19 protein-coding genes are annotated in these 19688 nt (G+C 33.7%); 10 read left to right on the top strand and 9 right to left on the bottom strand.

The window, feature by feature from the left end; genetic code table 11:
- On the top strand, nt 1-1647 hold the full coding sequence (locus NFRAN_RS05900; protein ID WP_425321223.1) for a nitrite/sulfite reductase: 1647 nt from the start codon (nt 1-3) through the stop codon (nt 1645-1647).
- Nucleotides 1644-2510: a sulfurtransferase gene (locus NFRAN_RS05895; protein WP_232037948.1), complete on the top strand. Its 867-nt coding sequence runs from the start codon at nt 1644-1646 to the stop codon at nt 2508-2510. Before NFRAN_RS05900 ends, NFRAN_RS05895 begins: the two co-directional genes overlap by 4 nt.
- A 22-nt stretch (nt 2511-2532) precedes the next feature.
- Here the strand turns inward: NFRAN_RS05895 and NFRAN_RS05890 are convergent, their stop codons facing one another.
- Both NFRAN_RS05890 and NFRAN_RS05885 read right to left on the bottom strand, forming a co-directional pair.
- Nucleotides 2533-2919: an RNA-binding domain-containing protein gene (locus NFRAN_RS05890; protein WP_172602167.1), complete on the bottom strand. Its 387-nt coding sequence runs from the start codon at nt 2917-2919 to the stop codon at nt 2533-2535.
- 7 nt (nt 2920-2926) lie between these two features.
- The gene (locus NFRAN_RS05885; RefSeq protein ID WP_232037947.1) at nt 2927-3529 is read right to left on the bottom strand and encodes a nucleoside monophosphate kinase; all 603 of its coding nucleotides are present in this window, start codon (nt 3527-3529) and stop codon (nt 2927-2929) included.
- A gap of 90 nt (nt 3530-3619) precedes the next feature.
- On the opposite strand from NFRAN_RS05885, the gene thpR reads away from it, so the two are divergent.
- The 4 genes from thpR to NFRAN_RS05865 are packed head-to-tail and all read left to right on the top strand — an operon-like array spanning nt 3620 to nt 6838.
- A complete protein-coding gene (gene thpR, locus NFRAN_RS05880; RefSeq protein ID WP_134483768.1) occupies nt 3620-4198 on the top strand; it encodes an RNA 2',3'-cyclic phosphodiesterase in 579 nt (192 codons plus the stop codon).
- Nucleotides 4199-4211: 13 nt separating this feature from the next.
- Nucleotides 4212-5603, top strand: coding sequence for a CCA tRNA nucleotidyltransferase (gene cca, locus NFRAN_RS05875; RefSeq protein WP_172602166.1), 1392 nt, complete (start codon nt 4212-4214; stop codon nt 5601-5603).
- Nucleotides 5587-6354, top strand: a complete 768-nt coding sequence (locus NFRAN_RS05870; RefSeq protein ID WP_134483764.1) for a serine/threonine protein kinase — start codon at nt 5587-5589, stop codon at nt 6352-6354. The genes cca and NFRAN_RS05870 overlap by 17 nt, the downstream gene beginning before the upstream one ends.
- Before the next feature lie 52 nt (nt 6355-6406).
- Nucleotides 6407-6838, top strand: coding sequence for a hypothetical protein (locus NFRAN_RS05865; RefSeq protein WP_197731136.1), 432 nt, complete (start codon nt 6407-6409; stop codon nt 6836-6838).
- Between the two features lie 233 nt (nt 6839-7071).
- Here the strand turns inward: NFRAN_RS05865 and NFRAN_RS05860 are convergent, their stop codons facing one another.
- Nucleotides 7072-7446, bottom strand: coding sequence for a hypothetical protein (locus tag NFRAN_RS05860; RefSeq protein WP_134483762.1), 375 nt, complete (start codon nt 7444-7446; stop codon nt 7072-7074).
- 113 nt (nt 7447-7559) lie between these two features.
- Between NFRAN_RS05860 and NFRAN_RS05855 the strand changes: the two genes are divergently transcribed.
- Entirely contained in the window at nt 7560-7868 is a 309-nt protein-coding gene (locus NFRAN_RS05855) for a hypothetical protein (protein WP_134483760.1), read from the top strand.
- Between the two features lie 20 nt (nt 7869-7888).
- On the opposite strand, the gene NFRAN_RS05850 is transcribed toward NFRAN_RS05855, so the two are convergent.
- The 3 genes from NFRAN_RS05850 to NFRAN_RS05840 all read right to left on the bottom strand — a co-directional run bounded on the left by NFRAN_RS05850 (nt 7889) and on the right by NFRAN_RS05840 (nt 11653).
- Complete coding sequence (locus NFRAN_RS05850; RefSeq protein ID WP_134483758.1) at nt 7889-8665, bottom strand: hypothetical protein; 777 nt, start codon at nt 8663-8665, stop codon at nt 7889-7891.
- 38 nt (nt 8666-8703) lie between these two features.
- Complete coding sequence (locus tag NFRAN_RS05845) at nt 8704-10806, bottom strand: thioredoxin domain-containing protein (RefSeq protein ID WP_134483756.1); 2103 nt, start codon at nt 10804-10806, stop codon at nt 8704-8706.
- A 157-nt stretch (nt 10807-10963) separates the two neighbouring features.
- A complete protein-coding gene (locus tag NFRAN_RS05840) occupies nt 10964-11653 on the bottom strand; it encodes a cupredoxin domain-containing protein (protein WP_134483754.1) in 690 nt (229 codons plus the stop codon).
- Nucleotides 11654-11736: 83 nt separating this feature from the next.
- Between NFRAN_RS05840 and NFRAN_RS05835 the strand changes: the two genes are divergently transcribed.
- On the top strand, nt 11737-12216 hold the full coding sequence (locus NFRAN_RS05835) for a RidA family protein (protein ID WP_134483752.1): 480 nt from the start codon (nt 11737-11739) through the stop codon (nt 12214-12216).
- A 28-nt stretch (nt 12217-12244) separates the two neighbouring features.
- Here the strand turns inward: NFRAN_RS05835 and NFRAN_RS05830 are convergent, their stop codons facing one another.
- Nucleotides 12245-13114 carry a hypothetical protein gene (locus tag NFRAN_RS05830; RefSeq protein WP_134483750.1) on the bottom strand — a complete coding sequence of 290 codons (870 nt, stop codon included), beginning with the start codon at nt 13112-13114 and terminating at the stop codon, nt 12245-12247.
- A 374-nt stretch (nt 13115-13488) separates the two neighbouring features.
- Between NFRAN_RS05830 and NFRAN_RS05825 the strand changes: the two genes are divergently transcribed.
- A complete protein-coding gene (locus NFRAN_RS05825) occupies nt 13489-15495 on the top strand; it encodes a discoidin domain-containing protein (protein ID WP_172602165.1) in 2007 nt (668 codons plus the stop codon).
- Nucleotides 15496-15765: 270 nt separating this feature from the next.
- A complete protein-coding gene (locus tag NFRAN_RS05820; RefSeq protein ID WP_134483746.1) occupies nt 15766-16134 on the top strand; it encodes a DUF6659 family protein in 369 nt (122 codons plus the stop codon).
- A 29-nt stretch (nt 16135-16163) separates the two neighbouring features.
- On the opposite strand, the gene NFRAN_RS05815 is transcribed toward NFRAN_RS05820, so the two are convergent.
- Together NFRAN_RS05815 and NFRAN_RS05810 are read right to left on the bottom strand one after the other, a co-directional pair.
- Complete coding sequence (locus NFRAN_RS05815) at nt 16164-18539, bottom strand: valine--tRNA ligase (protein ID WP_134483744.1); 2376 nt, start codon at nt 18537-18539, stop codon at nt 16164-16166.
- Nucleotides 18540-18877: 338 nt separating this feature from the next.
- Nucleotides 18878-19660, bottom strand: a complete 783-nt coding sequence (locus NFRAN_RS05810; protein ID WP_232037946.1) for a 6-pyruvoyl trahydropterin synthase family protein — start codon at nt 19658-19660, stop codon at nt 18878-18880.
- Nucleotides 19661-19688: the final 28 nt, after the last annotated feature.

The following is a 19688-nucleotide window of genomic DNA, read 5'->3' as shown; positions in this document are numbered from 1 at the left end:
ATGATTCGAATAAAGGTTCCTGGTGGAGAAATCACGCCTAACCAACTCGAAAAGATCGCCAATCTGTCAGAGTCTTTTTCCATTGGATCAGCTCATGTATCTACTAGACAGAATATACAATTACATTGGGTTCAGTTGGAAGATGTTAGTGAAGTTTTTCGAGGTTTGGCTGAAGTTGGACTTACCTCTCGAGAAGCATGTGGTAATACTATTAGAAACGTAATGTGCAGCCATTTTGCAGGGGTGTGTCCTAATGAACCATTTGATACTACCCCTTATGCTAAAGCAATTGCAAGATTTTTTTTGCGAAATCCTATTTGTCAAAATCTGCCAAGGAAATTTAAATTCAATTTTTCATGTTGTTCCGAACATGGTTATGTACGTATTGCAGATGTCGGTTTAGTTCCAACCGTCCGAGATGGAGTAAGAGGTTTTCGTGTTTATTTGGGTGGAGGCTTGGGTGCTGCTTCATTTATTGGTCATTTGTTAGAAGAATTTACCCCTGAGTCAAGGTTGCTGTCCACATCTATAGCTACCATACGTCTATATGATAGGTTAGGTAATAGAGAAAATCTAGCCAGAAATAGAATGCGTTATTTGGTTAGTGAAATTGGGTGGGAAAAATTCCAAGAATTATTACTAAAAGAACGAACATTGGTTGAGGCTACAATATCAATTCCTACAAAAAGTACTTTTGAGGACTTTTTGAAGGCATCTGAGACAGCTGCAACAAATCCTTCCACAATACCTATTTCAACAATCGGTAAAAAAAGGAAATTACCTGTCATAACCTCTGAGTCAGATAATGATCCATACACTAGATGGCTTCATACAAATGTTGTTGCCCAGAAACAACCTGGTATGTTTAGCGTGTACATTTCCTTAGGAGCTGGCGATATTACGTCTAACCAATTACGCGTTCTTGCAGAGTGTATTCGAGAATTTTCATTAGAAAAGAAAGCACGTAATACTCCTCAACAAAACTTTTTAATTAGATATATAAAAGCAGATCAATTACCTAAAGTCTTTATGAAGTTATCTAGTAGTGGATTAGGAAATCCAGGTGCAACTACAATTGTATCTACAGTGGGTTGCTCTGGAACTACATCTTGTAATCTTGCTATCACAAATTCTCATAGATTGGCAAAAGAAATTCAAAGCAAGTTTCTAGAACTAAATATTGATAAGGAAAAAGCCTTTGTGGGTTCAACTATTAAAGTTAGTGGATGTCCTAATTCATGTGGACAACATGAGGTAGCTACAATTGGCTTTTATGGTGGTGCATCTCGAATTGCAACTTCAATGGTTCCTATCTATACCATGCTTTTTGATGGAAGCACTGGAGAAAATGGCGAATTAGGCAAGGCTGTAATGCGAGTACCAGCTAAAAAGGTAATAGATGTTATTCTTAAAATAATTGATACATTCAAGAAGGAAAGGACAAGTGGTGAGAAACTAAATGAATGGATTCATAGAATTTCCATTGGAAATGGGACTGGCGAAGTTAAGAATCTTGAAGATATGAAAAAAATACTTTTACCCATAATTGAATTACCTGCCCTTACATCGGCTCCTGACTTTTACAAGGACTATGGAAACGATACTAATTTTGTAGCCAAGACAGCACGAGGCGAATGTGCAGCTTGAATGAATCTTTCAAGCAAAGAAATAGTAAAACCAAGCTTTTAAATAAACGTGAAAAAAGCAAGTCTTCGTTACTTGCGCTTGATTATATTTGTGATATTGACACGCTAAGGACTCTCATAAAAAAAAATAAAGTTAGAGTTGTAGATGTGAGGAAAAAAGAGGAGTATAAGAAAGGTCATATAAAAACTGCTGTCTCGTTACCTTTGGCTGAATTATTATCTAACGATGATCCTGACTCTATAGTCAAAATTCTTAATAATCTTGGAATATCGGATGATACCCCTGTAGTTGTATATGATGATACTTTTGGGGCTTTAGCCTCAAGAGTAGCATGGTCGTTCAAGTTTGTAGGACATAGTAACGTAGCCCTATTAGAGGTAACTTATGATAATTGGAAGAAACTAGGATTAGAAATAGAGAGGAAATCAAATAAATATCCTAAAGCATCGCATTCCATGAATATTGATTATTCTATATATGCGGATGCCGCATATATAGAAAATGCTCAAAATGATAAAAACAAAATTATAATTGATTCAAGAGAAAGGTTGAATTTCCTGACAGAACACATTCCAAATTCAAAGAACATCCCTTATACTATGCTACGTTCTGAGAATTCCATTTTGAGAAGTCCATCAGAACTTAAGCGATTTATAGAAAATAGAGGCATCGATTCAAATCATGAAATCATAACATACTGTGGAAGCGTTGGAACATTGTCTGGATTGACTTTTTTCGCTCTAAAGGCTGCAGGTATTTCCAATGTAAAACTTTATCCAAAGTCATTTAAGGAATGGAAATCGCTTGGAAAACCCAAAACAGAATTCAAAGATGCAAATTATTGGGATCTGTCAGCAGAATAGGGTATCAATTATTTATCATTACTTAACGTTCGAACCATTCTTTGATTTGTTCAAGATTGCATCCATTTATAGATATTTTTATTGGTCCTAATGGGGATTCATCTTCATTTTCTATTATTGCAACATTATCTACAAATGCTGCCTGTTTGTTTATTAAGAACCATGTGTTTCCCATGTGGTAATTATTGTGAAGTATTCTTTGTAATACGGCCAATGATTTTTTAGATCTTATTTTTTCCTTAATTTTTTCTAAAACCCTCAAATCATCCATTTTTGTAGATATATTATTCTTCTTTTCTATCAATTCTGAATTAGGAAAAATATTGTTGAGTGCAAAAATTACCTTTTGTCTATCTTCAGTCGAATTCACCGAAGCTACAATTGTAACCTTGATACGATTATTCTCCATTTCTAATCTAGTGTATGGTAATATTGTTTTCTTGTTTGCTGTTCTTGTATTCGTCAATCCATTTTTTAACGATGCTTTCAACATGTTCTTTGAGCTCATTGACAGTTATGTTGTTATTTGAAATTGATTCATCTGCCAAAGCTATAGCTCTACTAATCCCCACACTCATTTCTCTTTCATCTCTTTGAAGAAAATTTTCATGGTTGGATGGGGTATCCGATCTGTCTCGCTGTCTTATGTGATTATATCTGATATCAGGGGAAGCATGTATAGATAATAATTTTACATGACCAATACTCTTCAATACTATGAATTCATCATAGCTTCTAATTCCGTCGACAACTATGAATTCTGAATTCTCTAAATTAGTAATTTTTTCGACTGTTAGCTTTGCAACAATATCATTTCCATGTGTCTTTCTAAAATTTTTCATCAATTCCCCTAAATTATAATCATCTAAAGGCAGGTTATTCTCGATTGCCTTTTCTCTTATAACATCTCCCATTGTGATGGAATGAAATCCAAATTCTTGAAGAAATCTGGCTACTGTTGATTTTCCTGCACCCGGCATACCAGTTAAACAAATAACTAATTGATTTGAACTGACCAACACTACATCTGTGAACTTTTTGTAATTTATCTTTTGGTTCGTTTTACAGGTTTGCGAATTAATATATTTAGAGTTTCGTCTAGTTGTATTATGCGAACCTTTATTGCGATAGATATTCTTGGCGTGGAAAAAATAGTTCACTATCAAAATATGATTTTGAAGCAGAGTGAATCTGATAAATTTAGTATGAGACCAATCGCTAAAGGTAATCTTCATCTTACTTTAAAATTTTTAGGCGAGATCAGTGATTCTGAAATTAAAAAAATAGCTGAAAACCTAAGGAATTTAAAGTTTGAACCATTCGAGATAAGATTTACTAACGCTGGCTGTTTTCCAAATTTGTCCAATCCTCGGGTCATATGGCTAGGATTGGACAAACAAAGTACTGATAAATTAAATATCCTTTATGATACTATAACAAAATTGTTAGACGGAATCAACGAATTCGAGAATAAATCACAAAACAATCTATCAAACAAGAAAACTGATTTTGTTCCTCATCTTACCATTTTTCGTCCAAAACACCAATTTAACACTTTAGGGTCCTTTAATCCCAATCTTCTAAATGTTTCTCATATGGAGGAGGTAAAACATGTTAAGCTAAAGAAAAGTGTTCTTGCACCCCAGGGATCAATATATTCTGACTTACTAACCATCAATGCAGTTTAAAGAGATGAAGAGTATGAACATACATAGCTTAATTGAACGAATATTAATAGATAGTGTTCCTTCCACAGATGAGGAGGAGCGTTTAATAGATTGCGCTAACAGTGTAAGGAAAAAACTTGATTCATATATTTTGGAACATAATCTAGAACAATATATTACAGATATCGTCTTCGGTGGTTCATTTGCAAAGGGTACATGGCTCAAAAATGAGACCGATATAGATATCTTTCTTAAATTTCGATATGAATTGGACTATGATCATTTTGAAACCCTTGGAAAGCAGATAGGGATGCAGTCTTTAACAGAGTATTCTCCATATCTTCGATATGCCGATCATCCTTATGTTGAAGCGGTTATAGAAGGGATAAAAGTAAATATTGTACCTTGCTTTGACGTCCCTTTTGGTAAATGGAAAAGTGCTGCAGATCGTTCTCCCTTTCACACTTCTTACATGATTAATCATTTAAATCAGCAACAGAAAAATCAAGTAAGAGTGCTTAAGCGATTTTTAAAAGCCTTAAAGATCTACGGTGCCGAAATTTCTGTTGAGGGATTTAGCGGATATGTCTGTGAAGTATTGATCTCAAAATTCGGATCGTTCTTGTCAACTCTCGAATTTTTTTCTAAAAAATTTAGTAACAAGATGATTATAAGTATCAATGAAAACACAGTTTCACTAGAAAGGACTAATGTAAACCATAACAGTTTTGCTATAATTCTAGACCCAATTGATCAAAATAGAAATCTTGGTAGTGCAATTTCAGCTCGTTCCGTTGCAATCATGATTCAAGCTTCAAGAAGATTCTTATCTAATCCTAGTGAAAAATATTTTACTTCTCAAAATATCTTTGCTGTTCAGAACAATCTTAAAAATTTATTATCGTCTTTTATTCTTGTTATCGAATTTACATATACAAATAGGCCATCCGATGTTATCTGGGGACAGCTTAAAAAACTAACTAAATCTATTATCGGATTTTCAGAGTCTTACGGTTTTAAAATTTTTAGATCTATCTGCAGTGTTAATGATAAAGAAAATCATTGTGTCATAGCACTGTTACTTGAATCAACGACGATTTCTTCCTTATCTCTTAAAGTTGGTCCCGAAATTCTTAGAATCAATGATGTTGAAAAATTTGCCGAGGCTAACGAAAAATCTCCATTGAAGTGGATTGATAATAATTCTATAACTAAATGTATTCTTTTTAGAGACCATACTAATATAAAGGAATATCTCAAGTACGTTTTTGAGAACAGTCCAAACTTGATAGGAATTCCAAAGGGGTTGAAAACCGATTTTTTGGGTTCTCAAAATATATATCTTTTAAATCAACATCCCAAACTTGATCTCCATGTAAGTAATACCATTTCTGAATTGATAACCACAGATGACAGGCTTTTCTAATAAAGTTCTATTGTCATCATACAAGTTAGCTGATCTATTGTGTTATCCCAAATTTGATTCTGTTGAATATCGAGATAGAATAAATGAGCTTCGCTCATTAAACATAAAATTTGTGATCTTGGAAGGACCTACTGTTTTAAATTCTATTAACATATTAGGGAAAGGTAATGAAGGCTTAGTTCTAAAAGTTCGTGACTTTAAAAATAATACAATGGCAGTCAAGATTAAAAGAACCGATTCATGTAGAATTGCAATGGAAAATGAATTTAATTTTTATAAATATGTCAATCTACATAATATTGGTCCAAGTGCTTATTTGCATACGAAAAATATGTTATTGATGGAATGTATTGAAGGCTTGTCTGCCAGAAAATGGTTCTTCTCTTCTATAACAAAATTAGACCTCGTGAGACGTGTTATCCTTGATATTTTAAACCAGTGTTTCAAATTGGATGTGATGGGTATTGATCATGGTCAATTAAACAAACTAGATAATCACGTTATAATTTCTCACGATGGTTCAAAATGCACAATAGTTGATTTTGAAAGCGCTAGTAGGAACAGGAAAGTCAACAATGTGACTTCTGCAATACAAGGTTTGTTTTTCAGGGGTCCTATAGCAGAACAAGTAAAAACAATTTATAATAATACTAATATGCGATCTGAACTTCAAAGTCTTTTAACCATATATAAAAAAGAAAAGTGCAGGGAAAATTTTGATTCAATATTGTCTCTAATTAAATGCGATTGATCTTTTATAGAATCTTAGAAAAACATTAATCTTTATACATATCAATTCAATTATGACACTTCCTAAAGGATATGTAATACCCAACAAAGAAGCAGAAGAAAAGGCCAAAAGAGAAGCAGAAGAAAAGGCCAAAAGAGAAGCAGAAGAAAAGGCCAAAAGAGAAGCAGAAGAAAAGGCCAAAAGAGAAGCAGAAGAAAAGGCCAAAAGAGAAGCAGAAGAAAAGGCCAAAAGAGAAGCAGAAGAAAAGGCCAAAAGAGAAGCAGAAGAAAAGGCCAAAAAGAGAAGCAGAAGAAAAGGCCAAAAGAGAAGCAGAAGAAAAGGCCAAAAGAGAAGCAGAAGAAAAGGCCAAAAGAGAAGCAGAAGAAAAGGCCAAAAGAGAAGCAGAAGAAAAGGCCAAAAGAGAAGCAGAAGAAAAGGCCAAAAGAGAAGCAGAAGAAAAGGCCAAAAGAGAAGCAGAAGAAAAGATTACTTCAAATCTTATTGAGAGGGAGATAGACAAGAAGGAAGAGGATCAAACTGACATCACATCACATTCAGGTAACGTTTTTGATTATTACTTGTTATGGGAACAAATACGTGAAGCCTATCTTCAAACCATGAAAGAAGCAACTTCTTCATACTTTAGATTGTTGGATTTCTGGTCACAGCTTAAAAGTCAAAAATAATGTCGATTTTGACGTTAATATCATTTTATTGGACCATGAATCATACATTTCTTTAAGAGTATAGATCAAGTTCTTTTGTAGAATTAATAATCCTATAGATCTGTTGTATTAGATCACTTGTATTTACATCCTTGTTGAGCAACAAGAACAAAGTGTGATCTTTCACTGGTATTATTAAGATTCTAAGTGAACTATACTCGTAGCAAATGGAAGTTAAGTTTCCAAATGGTGATGAAAAACCTTTTCTCAAATCAACTGCATATGCGGATTCAGAAATAATCAATTCGGCATTTCTTCCTTTTAAATATTTATCTAATGCCTCCCTTTGACTACTGATATTTAAATGTCCGGATTTTTCAACAATCCCGATGAATAATATATTAGTATTTAAATCAAGTATATTTTTTGTAAATTGATCGGCCTTCATACAGTTACAATAAAGTAATTAACATATAGCCTTTATGAATTTCCGATTTCAATCTTTTGTTTTTCAAACTTTTATAACGAAATCATCATATAAGTCTAAAATACAATATAACCATGGCTAATGATGCGTCATCATCTTCTACTTCTACAGACACCATTCCATATCCAACATTAACTATTTTATACTTACCAGCAGAAGCGAAATTAGCTGTCGAGGAAATAAGTCAGAAATATAATAATATGACGGTCGAGGATTGTAAAGGTTATTTTCATGAAGGCAAAGAAAGAGACTATAAGAAAATAACAATTTGGAGCCAAGGTATAGATAGTCTCTGGTTCAATGCAATTATTGCTCGTATCAAGGAACTTTCAAACTTAGACTCTATACCTATAGTTTCAGGCGGAATTATGTATTCGATTTAGATAGAGGGAGAGGAGGTATTTCACTCTATTAGCTTGTGTATTCCAATAAAAATGGAGGTTGTAGTTGGTACTTCAAGCGGGTATTCCAAAGGATTATAGAGGTAGATGTTGGTCAATGTGTTTGAATATAGTCTGTTCGATAAGTCATCTGGAATCACTGACTGGTACATACACATACTTCCCGTTCCAGTTAAATTTGGCAAAAGATTTAGTTGTATTGGAAATAATTTGCCATCCGAGGTGCTGCCAGCAATTTGTAATATTGAGCTGGTTGAATTACATGGAAGTTTTGCCAGAATATTGCCATTGGCGATCTTTAGTGGTATTGAACTATATAATGGAATAATGTCTTTTGAAGAAATAGTCATAGGATAAGGCAGGACCATAATAGGTTGTATGTTATTTAGACTATATCCATCAGCTGTAGTATTTTTGTTGATAGCGTCTGGTATTATGGTTGTATTATTGGAAGGTAGAGGATCAATTGCAGCAGTACTATTGGATATCAGAAAATTTAACGTATTTTCTAATGGCTGAGAGCTATTGTTTCCATTGTTGATTGTTTGATTCGCTGTTGGATAGGAAATATTTTTCATGTCCTCTACTACTGAATCAAGTAGAGACGATCCTTTCAAAGAATCAATCAATGATAGCGCCTCATCACTAGATGATTTTGCTTGATCAAAGTTATCTGATGTTTGGTTCAATTGACCAAATGCATTTACATTAATTATTGGGAGTAGAACTAAACTAAACCCGACAATAAAAAAAAATTTTACTTGAACAGAGTTCAACAATGTGATATAGCTGCAAAAAATTTATTTAATTCTTTCCTTTAGGAATTTGAATTCAAAATCTTCTTTATTTCTTCTAGGTCTGTTATTGGGGGAGTACAAGTAAAATCTTTACATATTAATACAAAATCACTATTTGGTTTTTTATTGATCTGTATCTTATCTTTGAATAGGCTAAATTTGTAAAGATCCTGTGAAGTATTTCCTTCATACAAAACTGAAATTATACCATTTGGAATAAACATTTTATTTATTTCATCAGTCAACTTTGAATATTTACTATCTTTAGAAAAAATTGTTATTTCTATTGGTTTCTTGATATACAAATAGATGGATGATAGCAACCAACCAAATCCAAATGGATTTTCAATTGCCGAGGAAATCGACCCCTTTATCATTTTTTCAGCTTTATCTAAATAGTCCGTCTTTCCTTTTATATGATACAAACGAATCAAATTCGATACAAATACAGAATTTCCACTCGGTACTGCGAGATCGTATAACATCTTTGTTCGAATAAGAAGAGATTCATGCATATTAGAAGTATAATTAAAGTTATTATCTTCTATATCCCAGAAATGTTTTAATGCCAAATCCACATAACGACAAGCCGAATCTATGTACTTTGAATCTGTCCTTACCTCAACGATGTCCAATAAGGCGTTAATATAAAAAGAATAATCATCCAAATAAGCGAGTATTTTGACCTCGCCTTTCTTATAAATTCTATATAGGTATCCTTCCGTTGATTTTAATTTTTTCTCTATGAATTCTACTGCATTTAAAGCAGCTTCTAGATATTTTTGCTTTCCTGTTATTTTGTAACCTTTAACAAATGCAGAAATGGCTAATGCATTCCATGATAGTATTGTCTTGTCATCTTTTTGAGGTCTTATTCTTTTCTCTCTAATATTAAATAGTCTAGTTGAGTATGTATCTATTATGCTTTTGATTTCTTTTACATCTAAGCCATATTTTTTTGATAACTGATCGATTGAATATTTCACACTTAGTATGTTTTTTCCTTCAAAATTCCCGGTTTCAGTTATACCAAAGTATTCGCAAAATATATCTTGATGCAGTGGAATGTTGATTTCTGATATGATTTCTTTCTTTGACCAAACATAAAATTTTCCTTCCTCGCCTTCAGAATCTGCGTCTTCTGCTGAATAAAAGACTCCTTGATCATTGGTAAGCTCCCGTAATATGTAGTCTAGTGTTTTTTCCACCGTATCTCTAAATATGTCATCTTTAGAAATTTGATACATTTCACAAAATAGGATGACCAATAGTGCGTTGTCATACAGCATCTTTTCAAAATGAGGTACCAACCATTTTTGATCGGTCGAGTATCTGGAGAATCCTCCACCTAAGTGGTCATGTATTCCTCCAAAGATTATCTTATCACATGTCAATAAAACAAATTCTTTGAATTTTTCTATTCCTGAAATATGATAATATCTTAACAAAAAGATCAAATTCGATACATTAGGGAACTTGGGGGAAATACCAAAACCCCCATTAACAAAGTCTGCCATTTGTAATAGATTTAGTGCGGATTCGTCGAGTACTGTTTTATCAATTTCCATTTTGTTATTATTACTATGTTTGATATCTTTTGAGGTATCCACTAATGCTTGTACAAACTCTGCAGCTGTTTTATTTATGTCATCTTTTTTTAATAAATACGCTTGTGAAAGTTGATTGAGGATTTCTTTAAACCCTGGTATTCCATATCTGCTCTCTTTTGGAAAGTATGTCCCCACGTAAAACGGTTTAAGATCTGGAGTCAAAAATACGGATAAAGGCCAACCCCCATTACCAGTAACCAGCTGACATGCTCTTTGATAAATGTCATCTATGTCTGGTCTTTCTTCTCTATCCACCTTGATATTAATGAATTTTTCATTCATGATTTTTGCAATTTCGTTATCTTCAAATGACTCATGTGCCATAACGTGGCACCAGTGGCAAGAGCTATACCCGATACTGAGAAAGATTGGTTTATCTTCTCTTCTTGCTAAATTGAGGGCTTCATCATTCCAAGCAAACCAATTGACAGGATTATAAGCATGTTGTAATAAGTAAGGGCTACTTTCCTTTATCAAGGAATTAGGTTTTAATTTGTTCTTTTTTTCATTCATGACAGTGAAGATACATGATTATATTTATAATACACTTTTTGTGGATATGTATCAATAACTATCAAATCTCATCAATACAATTTTGGTGATCCATCCAAACTATATTCTATACAAGTATGTTGTTTAATCAAATCACTAACGAATGGTAATTGTTGAATTAGCTCACTGACACTGTTCCAACCATATTAGGATGCAACATGCAAAAGTATGGAAATTCGCCTTCTGTTTCGAATTTGTGCTCAAAAGTCTTTCCTTGACTTGTGAGAGCAGTTGGTCCTGTCAACCCAGAATCAAATAGTTGTCCAACATCATCTGCACCAACGGTTCCCGATGTCACTGTGTGAAATACAGTGTCATCATTTGTCCAGATAACTGATTGGCCTACTGTAACTTCTACAGGATTTGGACTAAACGCATCATCGGTTAAAGTAGAAGAGTTTGGAACAATTGAAACATGAACTTCTCCGGCATTCTGTTGTGCTGCATTAGATGAGCTTGTTGCATTAGATGAGCTTGTTGCATTAGATGAGCTTGTTGCATTAGATGAGCTTGTTGCATTAGATGAGCTTGTTGCATTATCAGTCAAAAAAGGGCGGAGAGATGGGGGAGTTTGCAAAATAGTCGGGTCTGTAATTACTGGTTCTTCTGGTAAATGATATTCAGCTCTTAAGGTTGATTGTTGTAAATTTAAAACGTCAGAAGAAAAGGATGGACCAATATAACCAAAAGATGCCCATAATATATAAATGCCTAACAAAGATAATCCCATTACTATCAGGGAGATACTTATAGTACCTATTTTCAATTTCCTGACCGGAAGTTTTGGAAGGTCACCCTCCTTTGACATATGTAAAACAAAAGATAAAGATATTAAAAAGCTTACTAAACGTAAAGGTTAACATTTTAGTTACAACAAGTAAGTATTAAATTATGACTCCAGAGAAAAAAATAGAATCACTGAATCTTGTAATACCAAAGGGAATATCAAAAGCATTGGGTTCTTATGTTCCATTGGTAAGGGTAGACAATTTTGTTTTCATTTCTGGCCAGCTGCCAATAGAAATTGATTCTCCCACTAATGATTTAAAATTTAAGGGGAAAGTGGGAAAACAAGTTTCAATAGAAGATGCACAATCAGCTTGTGAAGTCTGCTGTCTAAATGCGATTTCGATTCTGAAAAATTCTGTTGGAGAATTAGATAAAGTAAAAAGAATAGTCAAAATAACAGGTTACGTAAATTGTGATGATTCTTTTGTGGACCATCCCAAGGTAATAAACGGTGCGTCAGATTTTCTTATTGAGATCTTTGGAGAAGTTGGAAGACATTCCAGAGTAGCTGTAGGAGTAAACAGTTTACCATTAAACTCACCTGTGGAGATCGACTTCGTAATTCAGTTAAAAGAATCATAAATTTTTTATTGTGAAAAAAATTTTAGAACTAGTGACCAAATAATTTAAAGTCTGTTATTCCAAGACCGTTTTCTAACGTACTTCCAAGGGGCACTATCTTTAGGAACTTTGCTTCAACGGAAGAAGGATATTTATAAATTTCAGGTAATTCTCCGCTGAATCCTGTATTTGCAAAAATTATTGGATCTGAATACAACTTTCCGTCACTAGAGCTTTGTACTGCAAAGAAGCTTATGCTATTTTGAGCATTCCTGAGTCCTAATTGAATCCCGCAAATATTCTTGACATCTGGTAATTGTATGCTTAATTCGTCTATTATGCCGAATGAAAGTTCCTTGATCAAGGGCTGATTGATGACTTCGTTCAAAACACTTGTGGCAGGGTTACCCATTGCTGTTACTTTATCCAAAGACAATTCATTTCCACATTGGTTAGATTGTGGAGTTAAGCTCAGTAGATTTAGATCATTGTCTACAATATTTACAAATTTAGAATATGAAACATATTCTCCATCTGGATATACTGCATGTACGTCTAAATTATAAAGCCCTGGCGATGGTGTGTTTGCAATGAACTCTCCATTAGGAGTCTTTTCTAGCGCCCATAATGTGGTATAATCTGTTTCATAATCTATTAGAAAAGCATCTACTTGTGCAGGTTCTTCTTCAAAGTCAAAAGAAACCATGTCTCCTCGATTAATTGCATAGATTAATGTGTTAAACTCAAACTTGTGTTCATCTTCTGGTGCTTGTATTTTTGTCATTATTTTGTCTTTTATCGTTAATGATGGCTTCAAATCCGAAATACCTCCGTTATAAAGTAGACTAGCTTTGGGTAGTTCTGATGATTGAGCAAATGCAGGACCTGGACCTACAGATAATAATACCGAACTAATCATAAAAATAATAAAAGCACTTGATATTACAACATTCTTTACTTTGACATATTGAAACAATTCCAATTTATATTACGGGTGTTGATATTTATGAAATATGTTGTAATTTGTAATAAAATTTTATATAATTTTATGTAATAAGCTCTTATTATATCTAATACTCTAGTAAAATATAGGTAGAATAAAATAAACATTAATTATTAATTATCAAATTCGTATAACTAAATATATTATATTTTTTTGATAATATAAGTAAGCGTCTCATAAATATTAAATTTTCTTAAATTCTTGAAATGAGTATAATTTATGCACTCTTAGTTATTGAAATTGATTCGAATTATCCAAAAGACTTCAATTTAATGGAGGCAAGTGTTTAGATGAAAAAGTATAACAATTTTCTGAGTGTTTTTCTAATGTTAACATTAATTTTTTCAACTCCAGGTCTATATGACTCAGTTGCACAAGTACATGCAAGTCTGAACTTAAAAGACATCATAGGTGGTTATATAGATGGTGTACCTAATCCTGGAAATAATGGAAATTGGCCTTGGCCTTGGCCTAATCCAAATCCTACTCCTCAGCCCCAACCTCAGCCCCAACCTCAGCCCCAACCTCAGCCCCAACCTCAGCCCCAACCTCAGCCCCAACCTCTACCTCAGTTACCTGAAGGTTGCTCTGAAGCCACCGTTACTCGTATAGGTGCAAGTGGTAATGATGGAAACAGACCACAAAATGTTCTTGATAATAACTATAACACTCGATGGTCAAATTATGGAAAAGGATCTTATATCCAAATAGAACTTGAAAAAGATGATATTCTTTGTGCAGTAGATATCGCATGGCACAGAGGTGATGTAAGAATAAATGACTTTTCAATTTCAACCTCTCAAGACGGTTCAATCTTTACAACTTTGTTCTCTGGAAAAAGCAGTGGACAGACTAATTCTTATGAGCGTTACTTGATACAAGATTCTGATCTCAAGGCAAAGTATATTCGAGTAACTGTATTTGGAAATACAGAAAATGATTGGGCTTCCATTTCCGAGATCCGGGCATATTCCAAACCTTCATCAACTAGTCCTACTCCTGACCCCACTCCTGACCCCACTCCTGACCCCACTCCTGGTCAACAATTACCTGAAGGTTGCTCTGAAGCCACCGTTACTCGTATAGGTGCAAGTGGTAATGATGGAAACAGACCACAAAATGTTCTTGATAATAACTATAACACTCGATGGTCAAATTATGGAAAAGGATCTTATATCCAAATAGAACTTGAAAAAGATGATATTCTTTGTGCAGTAGATATCGCATGGCACAGAGGTGATGTAAGAATAAATGACTTTTCAATTTCAACCTCTCAAGACGGTTCAATCTTTACAACTTTGTTCTCTGGAAAAAGCAGTGGACAGACTAATTCTTATGAGCGTTACTTGATACAAGATTCTGATCTCAAGGCAAAGTATATTCGAGTAACTGTATTTGGAAATACAGAAAATGATTGGGCTTCCATTTCCGAGATCCGGGCATATTCCAAACCTTCATCAACTAGTCCTACTCCTGACCCCACTCCTGACCCCACTCCTGACCCCACTCCTGACCCTAATAGTGGGGTAGATATTTTTGGAGTAAAGAAAATTTATCCTGACAAACCAAATGGGGAAAAATGGTTCATGAATATGAATAACCCGAATTCCGATAGTCGATTCGATCCTAAACTCACTTTGAAGAAAAATACTGATGGATCTTGGAAGGTAACGTCAAGCAAAGTCCGAATGAACGTGTTTACTAGTACGGGATACCACCAAGACGATATTGATACTTATAATCAAAAACAATTATCGACCAACGGTTATATGCAAGCAGTTAATGACTGGAGGAATGTCGAAATAACGGGAATTGTAAAGATAAATTCGGCATCTGATTCGGACTTTGATTTGACTTGGTATGCACATGGTGGTAAGCACAATTCTGATGTTCCGTGTGAAGGTACTGCATATAAGGGAGGATTATTCAAGGATGGTCGCTCGCGATTTGCAAAAGAACAATGGCATTCCGGCGGATACTCATTCACACCTGCACAAAAGAATATCGGGTCTATTGAGGATAAGTGGGTAGGGTACAAGGCCATTATGTACAATACTGTAGTAAATGGAAAACCAGCAGTAAAGCTTGAAAATTGGGTCGATGAAAATAATGATGGAAACTGGAAGAAGATATTTGGATATACGGATAGTGGAGGATTCGGAGACGAGGGTGATAGATGTGGAGGAAGTCCAGATCAATTGCTTTCATGGGGAGGACCAATCGTAACATTCCGATGGGATGGAAGTTCAAACGTAGATATAAAGAATCTAAGCGTTAGGGAAATAGCAGTAAACTAATTTTCCTAACTTCTACCAATCCTATTCTTCTATAATATTCTTCTATACAATTTTTCCTCATATATTAATTAACAAAAAAAATATTAAATTAATGTGTCTTTCATCCGTTATAGACTTGTTAGATTAAGGAGATTTACTTATAACAAGGCCTTTATCGTTACAAAATTTCTATTGTTTTTATACATTAGGGTTAAGATGTTTTTTGGATTATACTAATAATTCTTATAAATAATCTTAACATTCAATAAATAGTATCCATTCTAATTATTCATGGACTACCAAAAAATAATTGACGCTATTTTTGAACTAAACAAAGATATCCGATATGCTGGATTTATTGATGAAACCGGGTCATTAATAGTTGGTGGAATGCGACATGGAATAGATTCTATTGTTGATCAACCAAGCGAAGAATTATATCTTACACATACCGCCCTTCGAAAATCTATGAGAGAAAGATTCGATGATACTATGGGTAAAGCTCGTTTTGTATATGTGGAGCGTGAAAAGCTATCTTTGTTAACGTTTTACTTGGACAAAAAAATGTTGTTAATTACTTTGGAGCCTAATATGGAATCTCAGAACGTAATTGATTTGGCAGAGGACATATTAGACATTGTAAGCGGAAATAAATCTTGAACCTTAAATCTTCAACTTCTTCAAAGTTTTTATTCTGTTATAATATTATGCATTACAATTAAATCGTCTCTAAATAATTCCAATTCTGTTGGTATTTCCGTTTGAATGGGATCTTTAAGAGAAAGGGGTTTGTTTGTAATTTCCGATATGGTTTCTTTTTTCTTATTCCATATGTCTGAATTGAATTTGATTATTGACTGAGTTAGGTGTACAAAGGAGTCGTACTTCTTCTCTATAATGGGAATCTTTTTTTTACTTGAAAGCATTTCCTCTTTACCATAAATCTTTGACCAAAGTTCATAAGTGATAAATGGAGAAATTGGTTCTAACAGAAGCAATATTGTTCTAAAACATTTGTGGATGGTATAAAGAGCCGATTTTCTATTGTCATCAGATTTTGTATTATATGCTCTACCTTTGATCATTTCTATATAGTGAGCAGCGAATATATTCCAGGTAAATTCCCTTATCACATTTGCAGGTATGAAAAAGTTCAATTCTTCGTATCCTTCGAGGCATTTTTCTGTTGTTTTCGATAGTTCTGCGAGTATCCACTTGTCTGTTGGATTTAATTCATGAGGCTTGTTATTTTCTTCAACAACTTCAAAATTAGAAATAAATCTTCCAATATTCCACAATTTTGACAAGAACTTTTGAGCTCCTTGTATTTTCAGTTCCGAGCATCTAAAATCATATCCTATATTAGTTTCACTTGCAGACCAAAATCTAAAGGCATCTGCACCATATTTATTAATTAGTGGGAGTGGATCAATGACATTTCCCTTGCTTTTACTCATTTTCTCTCCTTTTTCATCTACACCATAACCCATTATCCATGCGCTCTCCCATGGAATTTGGTCTGTAAGATATACACACCTCAGGATGGTATAATATAACCAAGTTCTTACGATGTCCTTTCCTTGAGGTCTGATCGCTGTCGGATAAGATTTTTCGAAAATTTCTTTATTCTTGTTAAATTTTGTGATGTAAAGAGGAGTTATACTGGAATCCATCCATGTATCAAAAATCCTTTTTTCTCCTTCAAACTTGTCATTATTACACTTGTTGCATTTTTCAAATGGAGGATCCTCTTCCCATGGTCTGTAGTATTTCCCTGGCTGAGGTAGATTTGGACTATTACATTTTGTACAATACCATATCGGAATCTCTGTTCCGTAAAATCGTCTTCTTGATATTGGCCAATCAATGGCAATAGAGTTTATCCAGTTTACAAGAATTTGCCTATGCATTTCAGGATAAAATTTGATCGAATTCGATCGTTCTAGTAATTCTGATTTTATGTCTACTTGTTTAAGATAATAATCTTCAAGCGAAATTATTTCAATCTGTGTCTTGCTTCTTTCACAAAGGGGTGTTCTGTGAGTAATGATCTCTATTTTTTCGACTAATCCTCGATTTGTTAATCCATCTACTATTTTATCCCTTGCTTCTTTTATCTTCAGGTTGGCAAATTCACCTGCAAATTCGGTTGTCCTTCCATTCAAGTCGATAGATCGGATTTCTGTAAGCCCTAATTCCCTGAATAGTTGAACATCATTAAGATCACCATAACTACATATCATGACCGCTCCAGATCCAAAATTCATGTCAGCAGAGTTATGAGGTATTATTTTAACTTCCCTTTCAAACAACGGAATTTTCAAGAATTTTCCTTGAATTTTTTTATATCGCTCATCTTCTGGATTTACAATTATGGCTTGGCAGGCAAAAAGTAGCTCAGGTCTAGTAGTTGCAATGACAATACTATCATTACTATTTTTAAAATAAAATTTTATGTAAACCAACTTTGTTTCGATATCCGAATATATGATCTCTGCATCGGCTATCGTTGTACCACAGTCAACACAGTAATTATTTGGTCTGTTGCCAAGGTATACAAGACCCCTATTCCACATTTCAATGAATGTTGCTTGGGTAAAGGCCCTAAAGTCCGGGGAATCAGTTTGATATTTTTGGTTAAAGTTTGCACTCAGACCAAGACTAGTCAAGATCCCCATAAATTCGTCTTCTGTTTCATCCAAAGTTAATTTGCATAGTTTCAAAAACTCTTTTCTATCGGTATTCCTCATCCTTATCTTGTATTTTTTTTCAGTGTGAATTTCTACAGGAATTCCATTACGATCTACCCCAATAGGAAAGATTACTTTTAATCCCTTTAAACGTGCAAACCTGGCAATCATATCTATTTGAGCATAGTGTGCAGCAGCTCCAATATGCCATGGTCTTCCTGAGGGATAAGGAGGGGGAGTGTCTATGACAAAATATTTTTCATTACTTTGATCGGTTGTTGCATCAAAGTCGTATGTCTTATTATTCCTCCAATCATGTATAATTTTTTTTTCTAATTCCGATGACCAGGCCTTATCTGTAATCTTTACACTCAAAGTTTAATTTGTAATATTCTTTATTTAATTAGTTATTAATCTTCCTCGCATTATTTCAAAGGTTGTCGTTTTTCCATCAAATAAATGATGTGTATGATTGGGCTATGAACATCTAATTAGTATTATTTCCTGCTGTCAAAATTTATTGCTCACATTCTTGGTAATCTGTAGAAGAAAATCATTGGTCAAGGCTTGACAAATTTTATTTATTATTGACATCTACTTTGAATACCGTGAATTTACTTAGAATGTCTTGGAAAATAAATTCTCTGCCCTAAAATGAGTCCTACTACTGTTATTGATAATTTTTAATAGTTAAATTCTACCGACTAAATCGTTTAGATGTAAGAAAGTATGTGAGCTCCTTTATTGACTCCTTCATAGATATACACACCTAAAGCCTGAACATTTGGTGGCATCTTATTTGAGAGCATTGCGATTATTTCAGTAGATAAATTTTCAACAGTTGCTTCTCCGTCTAAAAGATATGTTGTATATTTGGGCACTTTCAAATCAAAATAGCCCTTGGGACCATCAAACTCTATAAAATAATGATCACCTTCTTCTTTCTTTAAATATTTTTTATTGATGAAGAATTTGTGATCTATCTGATACAAAGCTTCTTTTATTATTTTCTTTGCCTCTGAAAAATCGATTACAAGATTGTTTTTCATCTCTCCTATGATCTCAACCATGATTGTTGAAGTGTGGCCATGAATTATAGAACATTTTTCTACTAAAGGAAGAATATGAGCATAATCAAAGGCCAAGGAAGGGTCATCTATAAAAATCGATCCAATTTGCTCACTCTGTTTGTCAAACAAAAAAATACTATCCATTTCATTAATTTTTCCTAAAAAGGATGATTTTCCTATGGCTATTATATCTAATAATGGAAACTTTTCTTTGATTAGTCTGAATTCATTCATGTCGGACTCGTCTTCTATTATTTTAATATATTTATCACCAATTTTAAAATCAATATTAAGATCAGAGTCATTAAATTTGTTATTGTATTCGTATTTTATTTTTAGAAAATCCAACAGTTTTGATATCGAATATCCTGTTCTATTTTCAACTAAGTTTTTATTTTGACCTATAAACTTTAGATCCTTATCCAAATCTATTACTTATTACCATCTCTCTATT

This window comes from Candidatus Nitrosocosmicus franklandus, assembly GCF_900696045.1.
GTDB classification, from domain to species: Archaea; Thermoproteota; Nitrososphaeria; order Nitrososphaerales; family Nitrososphaeraceae; genus Nitrosocosmicus; species Nitrosocosmicus franklandus_A.
The sequence above is the reverse complement of the archived record's forward strand: the minus strand, read 5'-3'. Positions and strand labels throughout refer to the sequence as shown.